General features: G+C 36.4%; 12 protein-coding genes and 1 pseudogene. 3 read left to right on the plus strand and 10 right to left on the minus strand.

The window, feature by feature from the left end; genetic code table 11:
* Nucleotides 1-200 precede the first annotated feature (200 nt).
* Together VB796_RS22125 and VB796_RS23815 are read left to right on the plus strand one after the other, a co-directional pair.
* Complete coding sequence (locus tag VB796_RS22125; RefSeq protein ID WP_323348774.1) at nucleotides 201-1,319, plus strand: endo-1,4-beta-xylanase; 1,119 nt, start codon at nucleotides 201-203, stop codon at nucleotides 1,317-1,319.
* Between the two features lie 22 nt (nucleotides 1,320-1,341).
* Nucleotides 1,342-1,410, plus strand: a pseudogene (locus VB796_RS23815) (AraC family transcriptional regulator); the annotation flags it as partial.
* A 107-nt stretch (nucleotides 1,411-1,517) separates the two neighbouring features.
* On the opposite strand, the gene VB796_RS22130 reads toward VB796_RS23815, so the two are convergent.
* The 9 genes from VB796_RS22130 to VB796_RS22170 form a co-directional block, all read right to left on the minus strand.
* Complete coding sequence (locus VB796_RS22130) at nucleotides 1,518-2,534, minus strand: glycoside hydrolase family 43 protein (RefSeq protein ID WP_323348775.1); 1,017 nt, start codon at nucleotides 2,532-2,534, stop codon at nucleotides 1,518-1,520.
* A 57-nt stretch (nucleotides 2,535-2,591) separates the two neighbouring features.
* Nucleotides 2,592-4,055, minus strand: coding sequence for an MFS transporter (locus VB796_RS22135; protein WP_323348776.1), 1,464 nt, complete (start codon nucleotides 4,053-4,055; stop codon nucleotides 2,592-2,594).
* A 48-nt stretch (nucleotides 4,056-4,103) separates the two neighbouring features.
* The gene (locus VB796_RS22140) at nucleotides 4,104-5,390 is read right to left on the minus strand and encodes a hypothetical protein (protein WP_323348777.1); all 1,287 of its coding nucleotides are present in this window, start codon (nucleotides 5,388-5,390) and stop codon (nucleotides 4,104-4,106) included.
* A 417-nt stretch (nucleotides 5,391-5,807) separates the two neighbouring features.
* Nucleotides 5,808-7,730 (minus strand): alpha/beta hydrolase-fold protein, encoded by a 1,923-nt coding sequence (locus VB796_RS22145; RefSeq protein WP_323348778.1) that lies wholly within the window; start codon nucleotides 7,728-7,730, stop codon nucleotides 5,808-5,810.
* Between the two features lie 24 nt (nucleotides 7,731-7,754).
* Complete coding sequence (locus VB796_RS22150) at nucleotides 7,755-9,293, minus strand: glycoside hydrolase 43 family protein (RefSeq protein ID WP_323348779.1); 1,539 nt, start codon at nucleotides 9,291-9,293, stop codon at nucleotides 7,755-7,757.
* A complete protein-coding gene (locus VB796_RS22155; RefSeq protein ID WP_323348780.1) occupies nucleotides 9,290-10,957 on the minus strand; it encodes a glycoside hydrolase family 43 protein in 1,668 nt (555 codons plus the stop codon). Before VB796_RS22155 ends, VB796_RS22150 begins: the two co-directional genes overlap by 4 nt.
* A gap of 19 nt (nucleotides 10,958-10,976) precedes the next feature.
* A complete protein-coding gene (locus VB796_RS22160) occupies nucleotides 10,977-11,792 on the minus strand; it encodes a sialate O-acetylesterase (RefSeq protein WP_323348785.1) in 816 nt (271 codons plus the stop codon).
* Between the two features lie 212 nt (nucleotides 11,793-12,004).
* Entirely contained in the window at nucleotides 12,005-13,816 is a 1,812-nt protein-coding gene (locus VB796_RS22165) for a RagB/SusD family nutrient uptake outer membrane protein (RefSeq protein ID WP_323348781.1), read from the minus strand.
* A 14-nt stretch (nucleotides 13,817-13,830) separates the two neighbouring features.
* A complete protein-coding gene (locus VB796_RS22170; RefSeq protein ID WP_323348782.1) occupies nucleotides 13,831-16,980 on the minus strand; it encodes a TonB-dependent receptor in 3,150 nt (1,049 codons plus the stop codon).
* 140 nt (nucleotides 16,981-17,120) lie between these two features.
* On the opposite strand from VB796_RS22170, the gene VB796_RS22175 reads away from it, so the two are divergent.
* On the plus strand, nucleotides 17,121-17,261 hold the full coding sequence (locus VB796_RS22175) for a hypothetical protein (RefSeq protein WP_323348783.1): 141 nt from the start codon (nucleotides 17,121-17,123) through the stop codon (nucleotides 17,259-17,261).
* A gap of 110 nt (nucleotides 17,262-17,371) precedes the next feature.
* Here the strand turns inward: VB796_RS22175 and VB796_RS22180 are convergent, their stop codons facing one another.
* Complete coding sequence (locus tag VB796_RS22180; RefSeq protein WP_323348784.1) at nucleotides 17,372-21,367, minus strand: hybrid sensor histidine kinase/response regulator transcription factor; 3,996 nt, start codon at nucleotides 21,365-21,367, stop codon at nucleotides 17,372-17,374.
* Nucleotides 21,368-21,757 lie beyond the last annotated feature (390 nt).

Here is a 21,757-nt window from a genome sequence, read left to right on the forward strand (position 1 = left end):
AAAAGATATTATATCTATGAGTATGTTTAATGAATTGATTTACAGTGAGTTATTTCTAAATTATGAACCTATTTCGACCAACAACTAAACAGAATCCTTCTTCTCAAAATAAGACTTAGGTAAATGATGAGAGAAATATAACAGTGAATTGTAAAATATATTTAAAACGCATAATTAGAATTTTTATATCACAAATGAGAATGAATTATTACAAAACAACCAAACCATTTCTTAGCACATTGCTTCTTTGTGCTTTATCGTTAAACACCTCTTTTAGTCAAAGCCCCAAATCACTGAAATCAGTGTACCAAGAAGATTTTCTGATTGGCACGGCTTTGGGAGTTGAGCATATTCTTGAAAAAAATGAGAAAGCTAACCTATTAATTAAAAGAGAGTTTAATGCAATTACCCCTGAGAATATTATGAAATCTCAGTTAATTCATCCTTCTGAAAAGTCTTATAACTTTGAAATAGCCGATAAATATGTTGATTATGGGTACAAAAATAAGATGTATGTGGTTGGGCATACTTTAGTTTGGCACTCGCAATTGCCTGCTTTTGTAGGTAAAATTAAAAGCCCTGATTCGTTACGTATATTTATGACCGAACACATTAATACGGTGGCGGGGCGATATGCTGGAAAAATGAATAGTTGGGATGTGGTCAACGAAGCATTAAATGAAGATGGTACGCTTAGAAAGTCAGTTTTTTTGAATTTGTTAGGAGAAGGTTATATTAAGGAGGCTTTCGATTTAGCAGCTAAAGCCGACCCTAAGGCAGCTTTGTATTATAATGATTACAACATTGAGCAACCAGCAAAACGCAAAGGTGCGATTGAAATTATTAAGAAACTACAAGCAAGTGGTTCAAAAATAGATGGCGTGGGTATTCAAGGACATTGGAGTATCAATAGTCTTAATCTGAAGGATATTGAAGAGTCTATTATTGCGTTTTCTCAGTTGGGTATCAAAGTCGCTTTTACGGAATTAGACCTTACGGTATTGCCAAACCCATGGGATTTACGTGGAGCAGATGTTAACCAACGTTTTGCCGAAAAACCTGAATTGAATCCATACAAAGATGCTTTGCCCGATTCTGTGCAGACAACTTTAGCCAATCGTTATGCTGACCTTTTTAAACTTTTCTTAAAACATAGGGATAAAATAAGTAGAGTTACTTTTTGGGGAGTAGATGACCGTCATTCGTGGTTGAATGGTTTTCCAATTAGAAATCGGACGAATTACCCTTTATTATTCGACAGAGAATTGGAACCTAAAAAAGCATATCAGGCGGTAATCAATTTAAAAATTTCAAAATAATCGACTAAACAAAAAACATTTAGGTTTTTCAAATCCAAATTATTTTGCCAGAGCCTTTAAATCGAAGTACAACGTCTCTCCTTCTGAATAAGTAACGTTGAGTAAAACTTCCGCAGATTGATGGATTTGATAAAAATAAGGGCTTCACCAAATTTGATGAAGCCCTTTATAAATTGTTTATAAGACAACCTTAAATACCTAACGATACGGCTCAATAGTCTGTATTTTTCCATTGGCATCATATTGAATTTCAGTTACTTTGATGCTACGCAAGTGAGTTACCCCTTCTGAAAGACTTGAATCGTGATAGAACAAATACCATTTTCCTGATACCTCACAAATGGAATGATGCGTCGTCCAACCAACTACGGGATTCATAATCCGTCCTTGATACGTGAATGGCCCATAAGGATTATCGCCTGTGGCGTAGCAAAGAAAATGCGTATCACCCGTCGAGTACGAGAAATAATATTTGCCTTCATAAAAGTGCATCCACGAAGCCTCAAAAAAACGACGGTCGTTATCTCCTGCTAAAAGTTCATTGCCGTTTTCGTCCAAAATTAAAATTGCTTTTGGCTCTTCAGCAAATTGAAGCATATCATCTGTCAATTTTGCCACTAAGGGACAAAGAGCTGATTGGTTTGGTTCAGGTTCTTGATTATTTTCTGAATAAATATTATTCCGATAACGCTGAAGTTGTCCGCCCCAAAGTCCACCAAAATACATATAATAAGAACCGTCTTTATCCTCAAATACCGCAGGGTCAATCGAATAACTCCCTTCAATTGCCAAAGGCTCTGCTTTGAAAGGTCCAACTGGAGAATCTCCCACCGCTACCCCAATTTGGAAAATATCATCAGCCTTTTTGGCAGGAAAATACAAGTAATATTTTCCGTCTTTTTGGGCTGCATCGGGTGCCCACATTTGCCGTTCAGCCCATGCAACATCACTTACATGAAGAGCCACCCCATTATCAACTGCTTCACTATCAACAGAATCCATTGAAATAACATGATAATCTTCCATCGCAAAATGGCTTCCTAAATCATCGAAAGGAATTCCTGCTTCAATATCATGCGAAGGATAAATATAAATTTTACCATCAAAAACATGAGCTGATGGGTCAGCCGTATAAATATGTTTTACGAGCGGTTGTGATATCGCTCGACTGTTTAAATCTTGAAAATCAATGTGTTCTACGCTTGCTTCTGGCATTTTTTTATGATTAATTTCTAAATACACTGTTTTATAAGATATTTTCAACTTCCCCACCTACCCTCTTCTTTCTTTCAATTCTCTTTCAAGTTTCAATTCCATCGCTTTGTCAATTTCGTAGCAAATCACTAAAATTGCCCCTGAAATAAAAATGATTCCTGGATAAATACTTACCGCCATTTTGATTCCCGAAACCGCTTCAACGGTTTGATTGGCTTGTTCTGCCACATAACCATAATTGGAAAGTAAAGCCGCTCCGATTGCTCCACCAATGCTTAATCCTGCTTTTAATCCAAAAATCATTGCTGAGAAAATAATAGCAGTTGCCCGACGATTATTTTTCCATTCGCTATAATCAGCCACATCGGCAATCATTGCCCAAAGTAGCGGAATCGTCACGCCATACGTAAATCCGTGTAAAATTTGCGTGATGAAAACGATACCAATGGAATCTTTATCGTAGAAATTGAACATGATTAAACACAAAGCCGAAAGCGTTAAGAAAATCGCAAAAATGTTACGTTTCCCGAATTTATCCGCTAAAGGTTTGGAGAACATAATGCCCACAATCATGAAGATAATGCCGCCTGCATTAAACAAACTATTGGCGGAAGTTGGAGCATCTTCTGGCCATTCAAATTTCCCTAAACCTAAGCCTGTAATGGTTTCGTTGAGTCCAACGATGAAGCGATTAAAACCGATTCCTTCCAAAAATGTGGCTTGTGCTTCTGGATTCAAATAATACTTGAAATAGTAAATATACATTCCGCCTTTCAAGGATAATGTAATGAAAACCAGGATGGTAAGCAAAAGCATAATGACCCAAGGACGATTTTTTACTAAGTCTGAGAGGTCTTGAGAAATACTGTTTTTCTCCGAAACAGGCGGAACGATACGTTCTTTGGTGGTTAGAAAAGTAATGATAAAACAAATAACGCCAACGATGGCAAAAAAGAACATCACTTTCTCAAAACCAACTGCTTTATCGCCATGTCCTAACGAAAGAGCCAAAGGTAAAAGCAAAGATTGAATGATAAATTGAGCCACCATCACGGCAACAAAACGGTAAGAAGATAAACTATTTCGGTCGGCCATATCGCCTGTCATGACACCACTTAGGGCAGAATACGGCAGATTATTCGCTGAATAAACCAAAACCAATGATAAATAAGTGACTAAAGCATAAATAACTTTTCCTGTTTCACTGAAATCGGGGGTAGAAAAAGCCAACAGGGAAATCACGCCAAAAGGAATGGATGTCCAAAGTAACCAAGGGCGGAATTTTCCCCAACGGGTAGAAGTTCTATCAGCAATAATCCCCATCAAAACATTGAAAAATGCTCCGATAATTCCACCCGTAAAGATGATTAAACTGGCTTTTCCTGCGGGAATTTTATAGACATCGGTATAAAAATATGCCAAAAAAGTCATTAATGTTTGAAATATCAAATTGGCAGCTAAATCGCCAAGACTATAACCTATTTTTTCTAAAACAGATAGTTTTTGAGATGTTTGGTTCATAATTGTTAGGGTTGGGATATGTTAATTAGTGGGTTTTGTAAAAGCCATTTAATTATTGACCACAATTGTTGTTACGCTTGTTGGTGGAATATCAAATTCTACTAAGTTGTTATTAATTGCCAGTGTTGTCTTTACCAAAGTAGTTGTTTCGGTTGTTTGGTATGATGTTGCAGATTTAGCCGTTAATCCGTTTAACTGAACTGTTTTTACTGTGAATAATTCTGGATTGATGATAACTACGATAGTTTGATTATCTTTTTTGTAAGCCGTAATTTTCAAATAATTAGTAGTTGGTGTTTCTACGCCAATTCGCACAAAATTTGGTCTAATAAATTTTGAAAAATGAGAAAAAGCATAGCCACGTTTAAGAATAGAGCCATTGATAGTGTTTTGCTCTCCATCTCCAATAAACGAGTAAAAACGTTGTAAATACCACCAGATGTAAGCATTCCAATTGTTTGACATGGCATCGTGTATGGAAACCAACATTTTTATTGACTCCGCCCATTTTGCTGCTTCAGAATAGGTACTCCATGCGGCAGCTCCAGTATTTCCTGTGTTTAGATTCAAGAGAAATTCGGTCATCCAAACTTCTTTATTTTTTTGGACGGCTAACGGAAATGGAGCTAAGCCACCGCCATAGATATGCCCTGCAATAATATCAATATTTTTGGTTGCAACATCATCCGATAAAATGGCATTTGTCATACTCTGATTAAAGTTCAACGATTCGGGAGCAGCAACTTTAGCCCCTACAATTTGCCCTGGAGCTTTCAAGAAATTGATAAAATCGTCGGCAGTATAATCACAAGATTCATACGTTGGTTTCCAATCAGGTTCATTCTGGATGGAAACTACATCAATTTTAGCTCCATTTTGAGCCATATATGCAATAAATTCGTTGATATAATCTTTAAAGGCTTTATAGTTTTCAGGCAGTAAAGAACCTCTCACATCACTATTGTTGCTTTTGAGTGCTGCAGGTGGCGACCAAGGAGACGCTAAAACTTTCACCCCATTTTTATTGGCTTCTTTCACCGCTTCAATAATGATAGGCCAATCTTTTTTGTTTGAGGAAAGTCTTACCCTAAAAATACTTAATCCCAATTCATCGTCTCCTAATCCAAAGGCTTTTGTTGCCTCTGCAGGCTTTAATGATTGAGTTCCCCACATTCTATTAGCACCGCCAAAACCTGCAATGCTTTGGTGAGTTATTTGTGGATTGACTATTACTTTAAAGGGAGTTGATTTTGCAACTAATGGAGTTTGTTCGGTGGTAGATTGGCAAGATATGCAACAAGCTATCCAGAGTAATTGAATGATTTTATTTTTCATTTTTTAAATAGTTGTGATTGTTTAAATAAGAGGTGACTAACGATATTAATTTTATCGTATTTTAACCCATTCTGATTAAAATAGAAGGGATAATAGCTACCCCTTCATTTTATACTATACTCATTTTAATTTAAAACTTTAATTATATCTAATACGATTTTTAAATTTTTACGGCTATCATAAAAGAAATTGCTTGGATATTATCAATTTTATAGGCAATAAATTGAATGACATTTTCGGAATGTAAAGTAAGTTGATAGGCAAAAAAATGAGTAGCACGTATTGATAAATTACTATCCCGAATGTATAATTTGAATAAAAAATAGCTTTTTTAAATGGTAAAACAGGATTTGTTTAAGTCATTATACTTATTTTGACCACTAAATATTATCAAACTATACAATCGCTTAGTTAGCATTATTTGAAAAGGAGTTGCGAAAATAAATAAATGTCATGTCGCCAAACAGGCCAAGAATGCCCTCCTGCATATTCGCTGTATTTGTATTTGATACCCATGTCGTCAAACTTTTTCATCATGATTTGGCAATTGGCATGAGCAATATCCTCTTTTCCACCTTGTGAAATCCAAAACTCTTTGAGATTTCCGTTAATGATTGAACTATTTTTTGCCATAAATTCATACTGAGGGGCAGATAGTTTGGTATTATTCGCCCACCAACCAGAACTGAATACACCTAAATAAGCGAACATATTAGTGTTTTGTAGTCCTGCATGAAGTGTTTGTAAACCACCCATCGAAAGCCCCGCCAAGGCTCTGTTTTTAGCATCCGTTTCTACGCTGAAATTGCTTTCTACAAACGGAATTGCCCCATTTTTGAGTTCGTTTTCAAAGGCTTTAAGTTGTGGTTCGCCAAAGCCTGCAACTCCGCCACCATTACCATAAAAATTACCGTCGAGCATGACAATAATCATGGGTTTTGCTTTATTTTCGGCTATCAAATTATCTAAAATCAAATCTGTTTTGCCTTGGGTTGCCCAACCACGTTGGTCTTCGCCACCGCCGTGCAGAAGATATAAAACTGGATATTTTTTGGTTGATTTATCATAACCAGCAGGAACATATACATACATTTCTCTCCATGAATTAGTAGCTTTTGAGAAATATTTTTTAATACGAATATATCCATGAGGAACATCTTTTAAGGCATAAAAACCACCTTCTCGGTACGGAATCTCAATTCCACTCGCTTGGCGACCCATGCCATAAAAAGTTTCACTGGCGGGGTCAGCAACCGCTACGCCATCAATGATTAATGAATAATAATGAAAACCTCGGCTAATAACATCCGTCGTTACATTCCAAAAACCGCTGGTGTCTTTCACCATATCGTATTTTTTGCCTAAATCCACCTGAACTTTCTGAGCATCAGGGGCTTTAATCTTAAAAATCACTCGGTTGTCGGGTAAAATTTGGGGATATTTTGCATTACGAATATTTGAAGAAGCAGGAGTTCCTAAAACGGTGTATTGTTCCAAAGAAGGATTATCGACTGGTTTAAACAAAAACTGCGAAAACATATACAAACCATTTTTCCAAACTTTAAAATCATGCCCACCTGCTTCTAAATAATAGACATGAGGAACGTTATTTTCGTACAAATAATCGTGAGTACGTTTGCTGAAACCAATGAGTCCGTCTGCATCACCGCAAGAAATGAATAACAGTTTCAATTGCTGTTTGGCAGCATCAATATTGGGAACTAACTCTTGTGGAATTTTCGTATTGGGAGCAGATGAAAAACCACCTACCCATGAAAATTTATCTAAATTCCCCAAACCAAAATTAAGCGACTGACCACCACCCATCGAAAGTCCCGCAATGGCACGATTATCTTTATCAGTGAGCGTAGGATATGTTTTTTCGATAAATGGAATAAGGTCATTTAAAAGGTCTTTTTCAAAATTGGCAAAAGCATCTACTTTGTCTTTATCGAAAATATTACCAACTGCTCTATCGTCTTTCATGGCTCGTCCGTTTGGCATCACCACAATCATAGGCTGAATTTTGCCTTCAGCATAAAGATTATCCAAAATATTTTGTGGACTTGCTCCTTTGAACCATTCCAAATGGTCGCCACCAATTCCGTGAAGCAGATAAAAGACAGGATATTTTTTCTTTTTGTCGAAATTTGGGGGCGTGTAAACCAATGTTTTTCGCTTATTACCCACCGTTTTGGAATCATAAAGAACAGTATCAATTTTACCTTTGGCGATGCCCAATTTTTCTTGTTCATAGCCTTTGGGCATTTCTTTTTCCATTTTTTGTGCGAAAGTCATAAAACTGCACAAAAGAAAGAACACAAATAGTAAATTTTTCATTGTTATGGTTTTAATATGAGTACATTATTTAATTCTAAACCAGTCAAAGTCTGCAAAACCTCCTGCATTTTTGGTAGCATAATTGAAAAGTCCAAATCTGTACCCCATAAAGTGAGGGAGTGTATAAGGCATTTTCAACGTCTCACCGATACTCGTCCAAGTTTTGCCGTCAAGACTATAAAAGAATGTAGCTAAGTCTTTTTTATCCGTAAAATCGCAGTTGATTTTTAGATAAATTTTGTTCTGCTCTAATGGTATTTTTTGAATCTCAATGGATTTCCCTGTATTGGTACTTACCATCACGATTGTTTTTTTGCCGTTGTCAATTTTCACACCAACTTGACCAAAATTTTTCTGCAAAACGCTCAAACCTGCAAAATCTCCGTCTTTCATATTGCTTAAATCAAGCATGGTAAAACCTGAGCAAGTTGGTCCAAAAGTGCGTTGGGTTAGCGTATTGCGTGCTTGTGTAAAAGCAGTATCAATTCTCCCTGTTTTCAAACGTAAAAACCCCTTTCGCTCTGAAAGCGACCAAAGTTTATTGTCTGGATTATGATTCCACTGCCAAATTAATGAAAGTTTTATGTCCCCTTTTTTGCGATTAAATTCATCCGAGTTCACCAAATTTGGTATCAAACTTTTATTGGAAGGCAAATCTAAATTTATCGGAACTTTTCCGTTTTCGCCCAAAACTGGCCAACCGTCTTTCCACTCGACAGGTACTAAATATGGAATACGTCCAACGCCACCATTATCACGGAAAAGGTACGCAAACCAACGTCCATCTGGCGTATCAATCAAACCGCCCTGAGCAACGCCCAAATCTTGCAATGCTACTTTTCCTTCCCAAATTCCTGTGATTTTATCAGCTCGGTGAATAACTACCGTTCGCATTCCACCACGAGGCCAACAGATATTGAAAAGGTAATATTTGCCTTCGTGCTTGAAAACCTGCGAGCCTTCAGCACCCAACATAATGTTATTTCCTGCGGGTAAACTGGCATTTTCAATGATTACTTTTTCGGTTGTTCCCGCTCTAATGCCCGTAAGGTCATCGTTTAGTTCAACTAATTTGAGCTTTCCTGCTCCGTAAATTAAATATGCCTTGTCATTTTCATCAAAAAACAAAGTATGGTCGTGGAAAGAAGGTTTAAACGAAGCCATTTCCCAATTGCCTTTTTCAATGTTTTTGGTTTTGAAAATGTAGGTTTTCCCAGTGGTACTGGCAAATGTGGTGACATAAAAAGTGCCTTTGTGATAGCGTAAACTACTCGCCCAAGAACCTTGTCCGTAAGCATTTTTGCCATCAGTCAAGTTCAATTCGGGCATATCTGCCAAAGTATCATAGGCATAATTGAGCAACTCCCAATTGACTAAATCCGTTGATTTCATGATGGGTAAACCTGGACTCATGTGCATGGTGGTGCTACTCATGTAATAGTTTTTACCCACTCGAATCATGGATAAATCAGGGACATCAGCGTGAATGATTGGGTTATGAGCTTGTCCAAAACCAATCTGACCGACCAATAGAAATAAACAAATAGGTAGGATTTTTTTCATTTCAAAATGGCATCATCGCCACTGTATTTTAAATATTTAAATGTTACGTTATTGTCTGACTTTTCACCATTTGAGGTGGCGTACATGGCGTAAACACAGCCCACAAAACCACCTGAAAATTTTGTAGAAAGATGTTTTCCATCTTGATTTTTAGCTAAAATCTTGAATTTTTTGCCGTTTTCTGATACGGCAAAATCACATTTATTACCTTTTGTAGCGATACGCAATACTAATTTTCCATTGCCAACAGGTAGCGTATTAATCAATTCTACGTCTTTTTTGCGGTGAACACTTTTGTATAATTCAACTTGAGTTTTACCATCTTTAATAGATTTTGCCAAAAAGTAATAATGACTTTCGTCTTGATAAATCACCAAACCAGCTTTCTCTTTTTCAGATTTTGGAGAGAAAACGAGTTCCGTTTCTACCGAACTGCTTAGATGTTGCTGACGTTTGCCCACAAATGATGGATTTCCGAGTTCTGAAATAGTCTCAGGTTTGAGTTTTAGAATAAGTCCACTTTTTGAAGTTTTAAACGAGCTACTATCTACCGTTCGCAAGTGCATCATCGAAAGGTCAAGACCTTTGTCGAATTTCATGGTGTAAGAAAAATTACCATTTTGAGGCAAAGCATCATTTTGTTTTACTTCTTTGATATTGGTTTCGTATTTGTATTCGATGGCTTTTTCTCCGTGTTCAATCATTGGCCAGTCGTTCACCCAAGTAAGCGGAGCGATAAACACTTCACGACCCGTATTGTAATAATCACCTTCGTAAGGGCGAACAGCCAAGAAAATCGAGTACCAATTTCCATCTGGGCCTTCGATAAATTGGGCGTGTCCAGCCGAAGTAATTGGATTTGGGCGGTCTGTTGGTAATTCCCTTTGAGTCAAGACAGGATTTCTTTCATAAGGCACATACGGCCCCCAAATATCTTTACTACGCAAAGCCACTTGTGAATGATTTACTGATGTTCCACCTTCTGCACAATATAAAATATACCAATCGTTACGTTTCATAATGTGTGGGCCTTCTATCCAAACGGGTTTTTTGGTAATATCCACACCACCGTTTATTAATTGCTTTTTCTCACCAATCGTTTTTAAGTTTTTGTAATCAAACTCATACATTTGCACCGTGCGATGTCCAGCGTAAAGGGGTTTATTATCAGGAGCATCACTGTTATAAACAATGTATGCTTTGTCAGTTGCTTCATCAAAATAAATAGATGGGTCGATGCCACGAACTTGAGGCATTTTTACAGGGTCGCTCCAAGGGCCTGCGGGATTTGTGGCGGTTACCACAAAGTTTCCATCGTGGTCAATATCGGTACAAGTAACATAGTAAATGCCTTTGTAGTAAGTAATAGCAGGGGCAAAAAGTCCACGGCTCATACGCTCGCCCATGAAATCCATTTGCGACGGACGGTTGATTACATTCCCTATTTGTTTCCAGTTTTTCAAATCACGGCTGTGCATGATGGGCAAACCAGGGAAATAGGAGAAAGTAGAATGAACAGAATAATAGTCAGCCCCCACTTTTACAATGCTTGGGTCAGGATAAAAACCAGTTAAAATAGGGTTAGTAAGCGTAACGGTTTGGGCAAATGAAAATTTAAAAATTATCACTTGCAATATTGTTAAAAACAAACTTTTGATTTTCATTTTGTTATGATTAATCGGATTAATTTTTAGGTAAAATTTCTAACATTTTAGTGGCATACCTTCTCCCCAAAATACGGTAACCCTCTGCACTGAAATGTAAATTATCGGCTATATCTGGGCAACCAGCCGACGAAATAATGTGAGCGTTTGGTATGGTTTGTGGTAACATTGCGATAATTTTATTCATGCTTGCACATTTACCATCTTGGTCAGCGTTTACAACTTCACCTGCTAACAGTGGCGTTGATTCTGCTTTTAAATTCAAATCATTTAATAAATTATCATACACTATTTTTACTTTTTTAGTCCATAACGTATCACCAGTATTTGACTCGCCTTGGTGCAATAAAATCCCTTTTATAAACCCATCTTTTTGAGCAATTTTCGCCAATTCTACTAATCTACTATATGGGTTTCCATCGTATTGGTCAATCATTCCTTTCATCCAATTGGGGGCGGTTGTCTTATAGTTTTCAAAAATATTTTTGTCGAATAATTCTATCTTGCAACCTCCAATGGCAACATTAATTACTCCAACGGTTACATCTTCGGGTAAATGACTTATCATTTCACGACCAAAATAATCAGCAGGCGTTAATCCTGTTTTACATCTACTCAATGGTGGAATGGCGGTGTACCATTGTCCTTTTTTTCTGTTAAGATTATCACAATCAAGGGCTTCTAATACTCGAAAACGAGTATTTACGGTGGTATCTTGTGGCTCAAATTTGGCATTGCCTTCCATGTTTGATTGTCCCAAACATAGATATATATGAAACTTGGCGTTTTGTGAGAAAGACCTGTTTACTATTAGCAAACAAGCGAATAAGAAGATGAGGTATAGTTTGTTTTTTGCGTTTGTATTTTTCACGATTTGAGGTTTTATTTTATAATTATTTGAATTTCAGTTAAGTACAAAGACAAATTAAGAATTATGATTAAGTTGTTTGTCTGATTATCAACAAGAAAGTTTTTTTATCAAAAAATACCTGCTCAATTATTATCATTGTGAGCAGGTATTTTTTGACATATCACGATTGTAATTTATCAATAACCAGGATTTTGTGTGAATGCTGGCCCTTCAACTGTGCGGTCGATTTCTGACTGTGGAATTGGTCTTAAAGCATGAAAATCTTTTACATAAGGACTTGCTTCTTTATTCCAAAGTTGTATTCTTCTCACTAAAGATTTAGTACGGACTAAGTCGCTATATCTCATCCATTCACCAAAAAGTTCACGACTTCTTTCATCCAAAATGAAGTCAATTGTCACATCGTCGGCTTTGATTAACATTGCCGTAGAAGCTGCAATATTTTGAGCGGCTGAGTTGGTTTTGCGATAAGCGGCTCTTTGACGCAACACATTTAAAAGTTCGGCAGCTTTTTCTTTATTGCCTGACTGTAAATAGGCTTCTGCTCCTACAAGATATACTTCAGCAAAACGAGTAATTACTACTGGACGAGTCGATGGGTCATTGAAATTAGTGCCACGACTTGGATCCATGTGTTTTTTGATGGCAGGGTAAACGTCAGATTTCCAAAGACTTGGCGGAACAATTAGCCCTTTAAATGGTTTTGTGCCATTGAATTGTGGAGCTCCAACAACCTCAAAGTCTGGTAACCAAACTGCGGTATCAACGCCAATTTGCGTAGTATAACCGATTCCTCTTTTGTTATTGGCTGCCGTTGCAGTATTAGTAATTGATTGGTTAGCGATATAAACGGTGTAAAATGTGTTGGCAAATCTTGAATCAACATTTCTTTTTACAAAAGCTTGGTCAAGGAAATAGTTTTTCCCTGCAACTGCTCCCGAGGTTTGTTTTACGCTATTTGGACGCAAACGTTGGTATGGACGACCGTAATAAGAATCACGAACCATCAATGATGTGCCAGAATTTACCAAAACACCGCTGGCATTTACATTGGAGTTTACCCCGCTATTATTTGGATAGTTCCAGTTAGCAAACCAAGGCGTAAGGTTTTGTCCTGCACCACCACTTGCACCACCACCGACAGAATAATATCCAAATTTCGCATCATTTGAGTGGTCACTTACAAACATCGTTTCTTTACCATAATCATTGGCGGGTACAAAGGCATCTCCAAAGTCTTGCCATAAATCCAAGCCATGCGTTCCCTTGTTCGCTATAATTTCGCTCGAAATTTTTGCTGCTTCGGCAAAATCCGCTTGTGAATTTGTCAACCAACCACGAGTAAGGTATGCTTTTGCTAAGAAAAACTGTGCAACAGGTTTTGTTGCGGCTTTTCCCAAGAAAGGTGCCGACGGTTTGTCTGGTAAAGCTGCTGCAGCTTCGGTTAAATCTTGAATAATTAATTTATAAACTTCGGCTGCGGGGTCTCTTTTTGCGGCTTGTGAAGGAACGGTTATAAATTCGGTATGTAAAGGCACATCTCCCCAAGTTTGAACCAAATAAAAATACCAAAATGCTCTTAAAAACTTAGCCTGTGCTAAATATTGTTTTTTTGTTGCTTCTGGCAAATCAATGTTTTGACCAAATTTCAGTACGCCATTAATGGTATTTATACAGGTAAAAGACGTTCCCCATGCCGAACCAAAATTGGTACTATTCAACCCATTAAAGGTATGAACTGGTCCTCCCCCACTACTTGCACCTTGAATAAACTCATCGGTTCCAGCTTGCATTTCTGAAGAAAAACCTTCCGTTCCCCATTGGTTACGAATTTCGTTGTAAACGCCCGCAATACCTCCAAGTACGCCCGCTGGACTATTAAAATAGGATGGTACGATTTGAGATTGGGGTGCCTCTACTAATATTTGTTCACATCCTAAACTTAGAAATAAAGTAAAGGCAAGTATTGAAATATTTATTTTTTTCATCTTTTTATCTGTAATTAAAATTTGAGATTTACACCTAAAGTAAACTGACGAATGGGTGGGTTATTTAGGTTTACACTAATTACTCGGTTGAAGTTTCCGCCCTGAATGGTATTTCCGTATCCATTTCCTTCTGGGTCAACGGCAAGTTTATCGCTTACCAATGGCGAATAAAGTATAAATGGATTGGTTGCATTTACGTAAATACGTGCTGAAGAAACGCCAAGTTTATTAAGTATTTTGGTTGGAACTGTGTAACCCAAGTTGATACTTCTTACTTTGATAAACGAGCCGTCTTGGTATTGTGTGGTTGAGGTAAAGTCTCTTACTCCACCACCTGCATTGGGTCTTGGGAAGGCATTTGTTGGATTTTCAGGTGTCCAGTAATCCATTACTAACTGATTTGAACGACCTTGATTAAGGAATCCAAATCCTGAGCCACCACCTGATGTTCCAGCTAAGTAAGGAACTAAAACTTTCATTCCCATACGTGCATACGTAACCACAGATAAATCAAAGCCTTTGTAGGTAACTCTATTGGTTAAACTTCCCTCCCATTTTGGTTGAAAATTTCCTATAACCTTACGGTCTGCTGCATCAATTTTGCCATTGCCATCTACATCTTCAACTCTGATTTCGCCTGGTACTTGTACAGGTGAAGTTTGTTTTGCTAATGTACCATCAGCTTTATCTGATTCTTGCCATATCCCGATTTTATTATAGTCATAAATAACTGTTAAAGGCTGTCCAACAAACCAAAAATTTCCTTTATTGTCTAATTCCGAAGGAGTCGTTAGTTGGGTAATTTCTTCACGATTAAAGAAATAAGTTAAGTCTGTACTCCAATTAACACCGTTTTTGTTTCTGAGAATATCAAAAGTTAAAGTTGACTCAAATCCTGTTCCTTTAGTTTTTCCTAAGTTTTTCAACGTAGAACCTGCTCCATTACTTTGAGGAAGGTTTACTGATAATAGAATATCTTTTGTATTCTGCTGATAAACATCAAATGAACCTGTAATACGGTTGTTGAACAATCCGATTTCTAACCCAAAATCAGTTTGAGCAGTTGATTGCCAACCTAAATTACTCGCAGGTAAACTTGTTACGGTGTAAGCAAGAGCTTGACCTGCGGTGGTTGTACCAAAATTATAATAACCAGCAGATAATGCTCCTAAAGTAGAATAAGCACCTACGTTGCGGTTACCCGAAATACCCCATCCACCTCGTAGCTTCAAATTAGAGAATGCAGGAAGTTCTTTCATAAATGGCTCATCAATAATATTCCAACTTAAACCAATGGCAGGATAGTTAAAGTATTGATTACCAGGTGACAATGTAGAAGAACCGTCTCTACGGAAAGTTGCCGTCATCGTATATTTATCATTGAAAGTATAGTTCAAACGAGCCATGTACGATATTAATCCCGTTTCTCCGAAAGAGTTACCGAAATCACGATTTGCCGTAATTGCCCCTGATGCCAAAGCAAAGTTTGCCGTTTGGATATAATCAGCGGGAACACCTTTTACATTAAAATTGCTTCCTAAGTTATGGTTTTTAGTAATTTCATAAAGAGCGGTCAAACCAATTTTATGCTTTTGGGCAAATACTTTATCGTAGTATAATAAATGTTGAAAGTTTACATCCCAATATTCTGTATTTCTAATATCGGCATTTGAAACACTTTGGTCAACACCTGTATTGACAAACGTATTTGGTGGGCCATAACCGTTAAAATGCACCTGACTGAAGTTTAGACCTGCATTGAAACGATATTTAAGACCGTCCATGATATTCACTTCTGCATATAAACTATTGAAGGTTCTCAACGAACGCTCGTTTGAAAGTATGTCGTCTCCACGAGAAATTAACGTCAGTGGGCTGACTGCCTGAGCTTCAATAGTGCCTTTTTTAGGGTTTAAGTTTACACTTCCATCAGTATTATAAGGTAAAACCAACGGCGATAAACGTACTAACTCAGTTGGGATTCCCCCTCCCGCAGGGTCATTTTTACGAGTAAGCGTATTAATTGTGTTTAAGCCAATTTTCACTCGTTTCCCAATCTTTTGGTCTAATGTGGCACGGATAGTCATACGGTCAAAATTCTGATTTGGCATAATGCCTGTTTCATTGAAATAACCAAGCCCCATACCGTACTGAGTATTTTCTACTCCACCCTGTACACCAAGTTGATGGCTTGTATTGAAGCCTGTGCTATACAATAAATCCTGCCAGTCAGTTGAAACTCCAGCTGCTAAATTAGCTTTTTCTTCTTCCGTTAAAGGATAAGCGGTCGTTCCTGCTCCTTGGGTATTATAAGTTGCTGATAAGTCTTTGAATTTAGCATATTGCTCTCCATTCATGACGTTGTATCTACCCATTCTACTGGTTACTCCGTGGTATCCGTCATAACTAAATACAGGTTTGCTGATTTTACCTCTTTTGGTTGTTACCAAGATAACACCTCCCGCACCACGAGAACCGTAAATGGCTGTTGCTGAAGCATCTTTAAGAATTTCGATGTTTGAAATGTCATCAGGGTTTATGTCATTCAGTCCACCATAAGGAATGCCGTCAACTACTACTAAAGGGCCATCAAGTCCATCACCATTACCCGTCGTTAGGGAACGGTTACCACGAATACGAATTGAGGCTTGGCTACCTGGGGTAGAACCATTACTCACAATTGACACCCCCGCAGCTCTACCTTTTAGGGTATTTAATAAGTCGGAAGCAGGTACTTCTTTCAGTGTTTTTTCTGAAACAGAAACCACCGAACCCGTTATGTCTCTTTTCTTTTGAGTACCATAACCAACAACGATAACTTCTCCTAATTCTCTGTTATCAGTCAGTAAGGTTATATCAATATTTGTTTTTGTTCCAACATTGATTTCTTGTTTCAAATAGCCAATACTTGACACAACAATGGTTGCATTCTTAGGCAAATTATTGAAACTGTATTCTCCATTACTATTTGTAACTGTCCCAATTGTTGTTCCTTTAACTAAGATGGATACTCCAGGTAATTCTTTATTTGCGTCATTCGTGATACGACCTTTTAAGGTCTGTGCATCTGCTGAAAAACTGGAAATTGACGAAAATAGAATAATCCATATCAAGAAATATGGGATATTCTTCCGCTGAAAAATAAGATAGTCGAATTTTTTCATGAGAATGTTAAATATGATTGTTTTGATAAATAATTTAACCCTCCTTAGATAAAGGGGCATTTTGACGGTGTAAAGTAAGTGCATGTAGAAAAAAATGTTTGGCACAAAATGTCAAATATGATTCACAAATGTTCAATAAGATGCGAAATGTCGAATGGACACAATTAAATTTATTGAATGAAGCCAAAGAGTATCCATTCAAGCGAAGAACTGCTCTTTTTATGAAAAAATTAAATAAGGGAAATTGGGTGATTGGAGAATTTGAAAATTTTCTGTTTTAAGTGATATATCAATCTTATTTTGAGAAGATAATGCGAAGAAAAAGGTGGGTTAGTGGTATCCGAAATGTAAATAATCTCGAAGTCATTACTTCGAGATTATTTATCAGCAATTAATCTGCTTGTTTTTCTTTTGAATTAGTGTTCGTTTTTGAAGTTTCTCTTTTTAGTAAAATGTATTCAGAAGGGGAAATTTTATACTTTGCTTTGAATGCCCTTGTAAAATAATTTGGATTAGAAAAACCCACTTCATAGCCAACTTGTGAGATTTTCATTTCACTTTTTTCTAATAGCATTGCCGCTTTTTTGAGTTTTACAGAACGCACAAATTCTACTGGTGTTTCTCCCGTTAAACTCAGAATTTTACTGTATAATGTGCCTCTGCTGGTATTCATTTTGTTGCTCAGTTCCATCACCGATAAATCTGGGTTACTGATGTGGTCTTCGATGTATTGAGAAACTTTTAAAATATACTTTTCATCTTCCGACATGAATTCTACTTCTGGAATTTCTATATTTATTTGTTTACTGTAAGTGTCTTTAAAAGAGTGATTTAATTGTAACAAATTACTGATTTTTATATTTAATAATTGAAAACTAAATGGCTTGGTCAAGTAGTCATTTGCTCCTGTTTCTAACCCTTTTAATTGGTCAATTTCTTCCGCTAAAACAGTCAATAGAATCACAGGGATGTGTTTTGTTCGATTGTCGTTTTTCAATTTTTTCACTAAAGCAATACCGTCCATATTTGGCATATTAACATCACTCACGATAATTTTAGGATGAGCAGATAGTGCTTTTTGCCAACCTTGTTTTCCGTCAGAAGCTTCTACGATTGTATAAGTATCTTTTAAACTTTCTCTGAGATATGTCCTGATGTCCTCGCTATCATCCACTAATAATATGGTTGTTTTTTCAATTTTTAATGATTCAACAGTTATTTCCTCATTACCTTCATTAACCGTAATTTCTCTTTCTGACGGTATGCTTGAATAGCGGTTTTCGTTTTGTTGCTGTGCAAACAAAGGTAAGCTAACCGTGAAAATACTTCCCTCTCCCTCTTTACTTTCTACTTGAATATTACCTCCGTGAAGTTTTATAAATTCTTGTGTAATTGAAAGTCCAATGCCACTGCCTTGATTAAGAAAATTGACATTGGTATTTACTTGATAAAATCTTTCAAAGATTTTGTCTAACATTTCGGCTTGCAAACCTATTCCTGTATCTCCAATAATTAGTTTGATTCCGTTGTTGCCATCCTCTTCAAGATGTAGATAAACATTGCCGTTTTCATTGGTAAACTTAATGGCGTTTGACAGTAGGTTTAATAAAATGCGTTCCACTTTATCTTTGTCAAAAGCAGTATAAAACTCTCCAATAGTGGTAAAAAAATCGAGGTGAATATGCTTACGCTCGGATATATACTTGAATGAATCAAATATTTCTTTGGTAAACGATACCAAATCTCCATTTGAGGGATTAAGTTTTAATTCATTTTCAACGATTTTACGAAAATCTAAAAGCTGGTTGACAATATTCAATAACCTTTTGGCATTTCTATTGACTAAATTTAAAGTATCAATTTTGTCAATACTCTTTTCCTTCATCAAAAGGTTTTCAATAGGATTTAGAATTAGGGTAAGTGGCGTTTTTAACTCGTGGCTGAGATTTGTTAAGAACTTAATTTTCAATTGTTCTAATTCTATTTTTCGCTCCGTTTCTGTTCGCTCTTGTTCTAAAGCAAACTCGTTTTTCAACTTTTGAATTGCTCTTCTTCTCAGTATGTAAAAGGTAATTATCGCCATCAGAAAATAGGCAAAATAAGCGTAATAAGTACGCCAAAAGGGAGGATTAACAATGATTTCTATTACTTTTTCAGGAGTATGCCACGAACTGTCTTCACTTCTGGCTTTCAATCTGAATTTGTATTTACCTGGGTCCAAATTGGTATATACCGCAGTGGTAACTGTTCCTACTTGATTCCACTCTTTATCAAAACCGTCAAGCATATACGTGTATTGATTCTCTTGCGGAGCAGTGTAGTTTAATGCCACAAAATCTAATGAAAAGTTCTGTTTGTAGCTAAGATTTATTTTCTTCGCAATTGATATTGGTTCGGTAATTTCTGAATTTTCAACAGGATTTACGCTTTTATTGCCAATCTTTAAATCTGTAAATACAAGAGATGGAATATTTTTATTCTGATTGAGATTTTTTGGGTTGAAAAAATTGAAACCTTCATTTCCCCCAAAATACATTTCACCCGAGCTGGTTTTAAATCCAGAGCCAATATTAAAATTGCTTTGCTGAATGCCATTGTGGTAGGTATAATTCTTGAATACCTTTTTTTGAGGGTCAAAAACACTAATTCCTTTGTTGGTACTTACCCATAATTTCCCCAAATCGTCCTCTAAAATTTTATAAATCACATCATTTGAGAGCAAATTTTTAATACTATACTGATAAAATTTTTGAGCTTTAGCATTGTAGAGACATAGCCCCCCTCCCATTACTCCTACCCAAATTTGCCCTAATTTATCACAATGAATGGCCATTATCATATCTAATGGCAGATTGCTATTGTCATGATTATAAATTTTTAGTTTATTCTGAGCTGGGTCGTATCGTACCAAACCACCGCCATTGGTGCCAATCCATAAATTGTCTTGTTGGTCTAATTCAATAGTTGTAATGTAGCCAGAGAACAATATATTTCGATTTTTTTGCTGAACAAAAATATTACTAAAATGCACCAGTTCGCCAGTAGTTATACTATACCTATAAAGTCCATTACCGTTTGTACCAATCCAAATATTACCTTGTTTATCGGCTTTCAAACAATTAATTGGGGTATTTGTTGCATCGGCAACACTTTTAGGAATTTGTATATGCTTTATTGAATTTGTCAATAAATCCATTTTGTACAAGCCATAGTGGTATGTGCCTATCCAAAGTGTTGTCTCAGTCCGCTCTAAAGTTAGAACAAATCCCTTTTGATTGTCCATCCCTTGTAAAGTAATAGGTTTTATGAGTCCTGTTTTTTTGTTAAAAACATTAAGTCCTCTATCGTCAGTACCCATAAAAATATCACCTGAAGGACTTTCCGCAAATGCAAAAACGGCACCAGAACTGATACTATTTACATCTAATGGATTTAGCTTTTTATGATTAAAAAATGCCAGATTATTGTCATATTTATTTACGCCACCTTGCAAGGTACTTATCCAATAAATACCACAATTATCTAAATAAATATCTCTGACCGAATGACCGACAAACCCTCCTACCCCACTGTATTTATTTGATATTGTTTTATTTACTCTAAACGTTTTATTATTTGATGGATTAAAAATATTCAAGCCATCTTCTGTACCAACCCAAAGTTTAGATTCTTTGTCAAAAGCTATTTTGTAAATACTATTGTCGCTCAATGTTCTTTCATCCGACTTTACACTTTTAAAATGTTCAAATGTTTGCTTTTGGACATTCATTTTATTTAATCCACCTCCAGTTCCTAACCAAATATTTCCCTCTTTGTCTTCTGCAAGTGAACGTATCACATCATTTGAAATACTTTCAGATATTTCTTTTTTGTGCAAAAAACGTTTAAAAATGCCATTTTGGGGATTCAATAAATGTAAACCAGCATTTGTGCCTACCCAAATTCTTTTTTTACTGTCTTCAAAGACTGATAAAATTACATTTGAGTTTAACTTATCTGCCCTCGACGGTTCTGCTTTATGGGAAATGATTTTCTTTGTTTGAGGATTAAAACGATACAATCCTGAGTAAGTACCAACCCAAATATTACCAAGATGGTCAGCCAAAATACTTCTAATCCAACCAAGTTTACTAAAGTCAAAATTGATGAAATTATTTAGACTTCTATTATACATTGACAGGGTTATATTTGTCCCAATCCAAAGATTTCCATTAATATCTTCTTTCATCGCCATCACGATTCCCCTCCCAATACTATTTGTGTCGGTTTCGCTATGCCGATATACGACAAAGTTTTGTCCATCAAATTTATTTAGACCATCATTAGTTCCAAACCACATAAAACCATCTTTATCTTTCAAAAGGGCATTTACAGTGTTGGATGACAATCCGTTTTTGTTATTAATGTTAATGAAATTATAGTCTTTTTCTTGCCCAAGCGATATGCGGGAAATCAGAAGTAAAATAAAAATTAGGCATTTATTAGTCATGGTTAATCGTATTATCCATCTAAAAAATAAAGATATTTTGCTGAAAATCAAATGTTTACAATAATATAGATTGTGGTGCAGAGTAATACCCTGAATTAACTCTCCCAAGTTTTGGAACACTTGAAAGAGTTAAGGTAGATAATACCTAAATAAAATCAATATTTAGATTCGGAACTGTATACTTATTAATGCAAGTCCTAAAAACCTCACCCCCAGCCCCTCTCCGATGGAGAGGGGAGCATTCTTCCGCTTTTCTCTCCCCTCTCCATCGGAGAGGGGTCGGGGGTG

Origin of the sequence: Arcicella sp. LKC2W (genome assembly GCF_034931005.1) — a bacterium.
Lineage (GTDB): Bacteria > Bacteroidota > Bacteroidia > Cytophagales > Spirosomataceae > Arcicella.

Coding starts and splice junctions, on each gene's coding strand:
- VB796_RS22170 (WP_323348782.1), bottom strand. CDS start 16,980: ATGAAAAAATTCGACTATCTTATTTTTCAGCGGAAGAATATCCCATAT.
- VB796_RS22150 (WP_323348779.1), bottom strand. CDS start 9,293: ATGAAAAAAATCCTACCTATTTGTTTATTTCTATTGGTCGGTCAGATT.
- VB796_RS22155 (WP_323348780.1), bottom strand. CDS start 10,957: ATGAAAATCAAAAGTTTGTTTTTAACAATATTGCAAGTGATAATTTTT.
- VB796_RS22175 (WP_323348783.1), top strand. CDS start 17,121: ATGCGAAATGTCGAATGGACACAATTAAATTTATTGAATGAAGCCAAA.
- VB796_RS22130 (WP_323348775.1), bottom strand. CDS start 2,534: ATGCCAGAAGCAAGCGTAGAACACATTGATTTTCAAGATTTAAACAGT.
- VB796_RS22135 (WP_323348776.1), bottom strand. CDS start 4,055: ATGAACCAAACATCTCAAAAACTATCTGTTTTAGAAAAAATAGGTTAT.
- VB796_RS22125 (WP_323348774.1), top strand. CDS start 201: ATGAATTATTACAAAACAACCAAACCATTTCTTAGCACATTGCTTCTT.
- VB796_RS22165 (WP_323348781.1), bottom strand. CDS start 13,816: ATGAAAAAAATAAATATTTCAATACTTGCCTTTACTTTATTTCTAAGT.
- VB796_RS22145 (WP_323348778.1), bottom strand. CDS start 7,730: ATGAAAAATTTACTATTTGTGTTCTTTCTTTTGTGCAGTTTTATGACT.
- VB796_RS22140 (WP_323348777.1), bottom strand. CDS start 5,390: ATGAAAAATAAAATCATTCAATTACTCTGGATAGCTTGTTGCATATCT.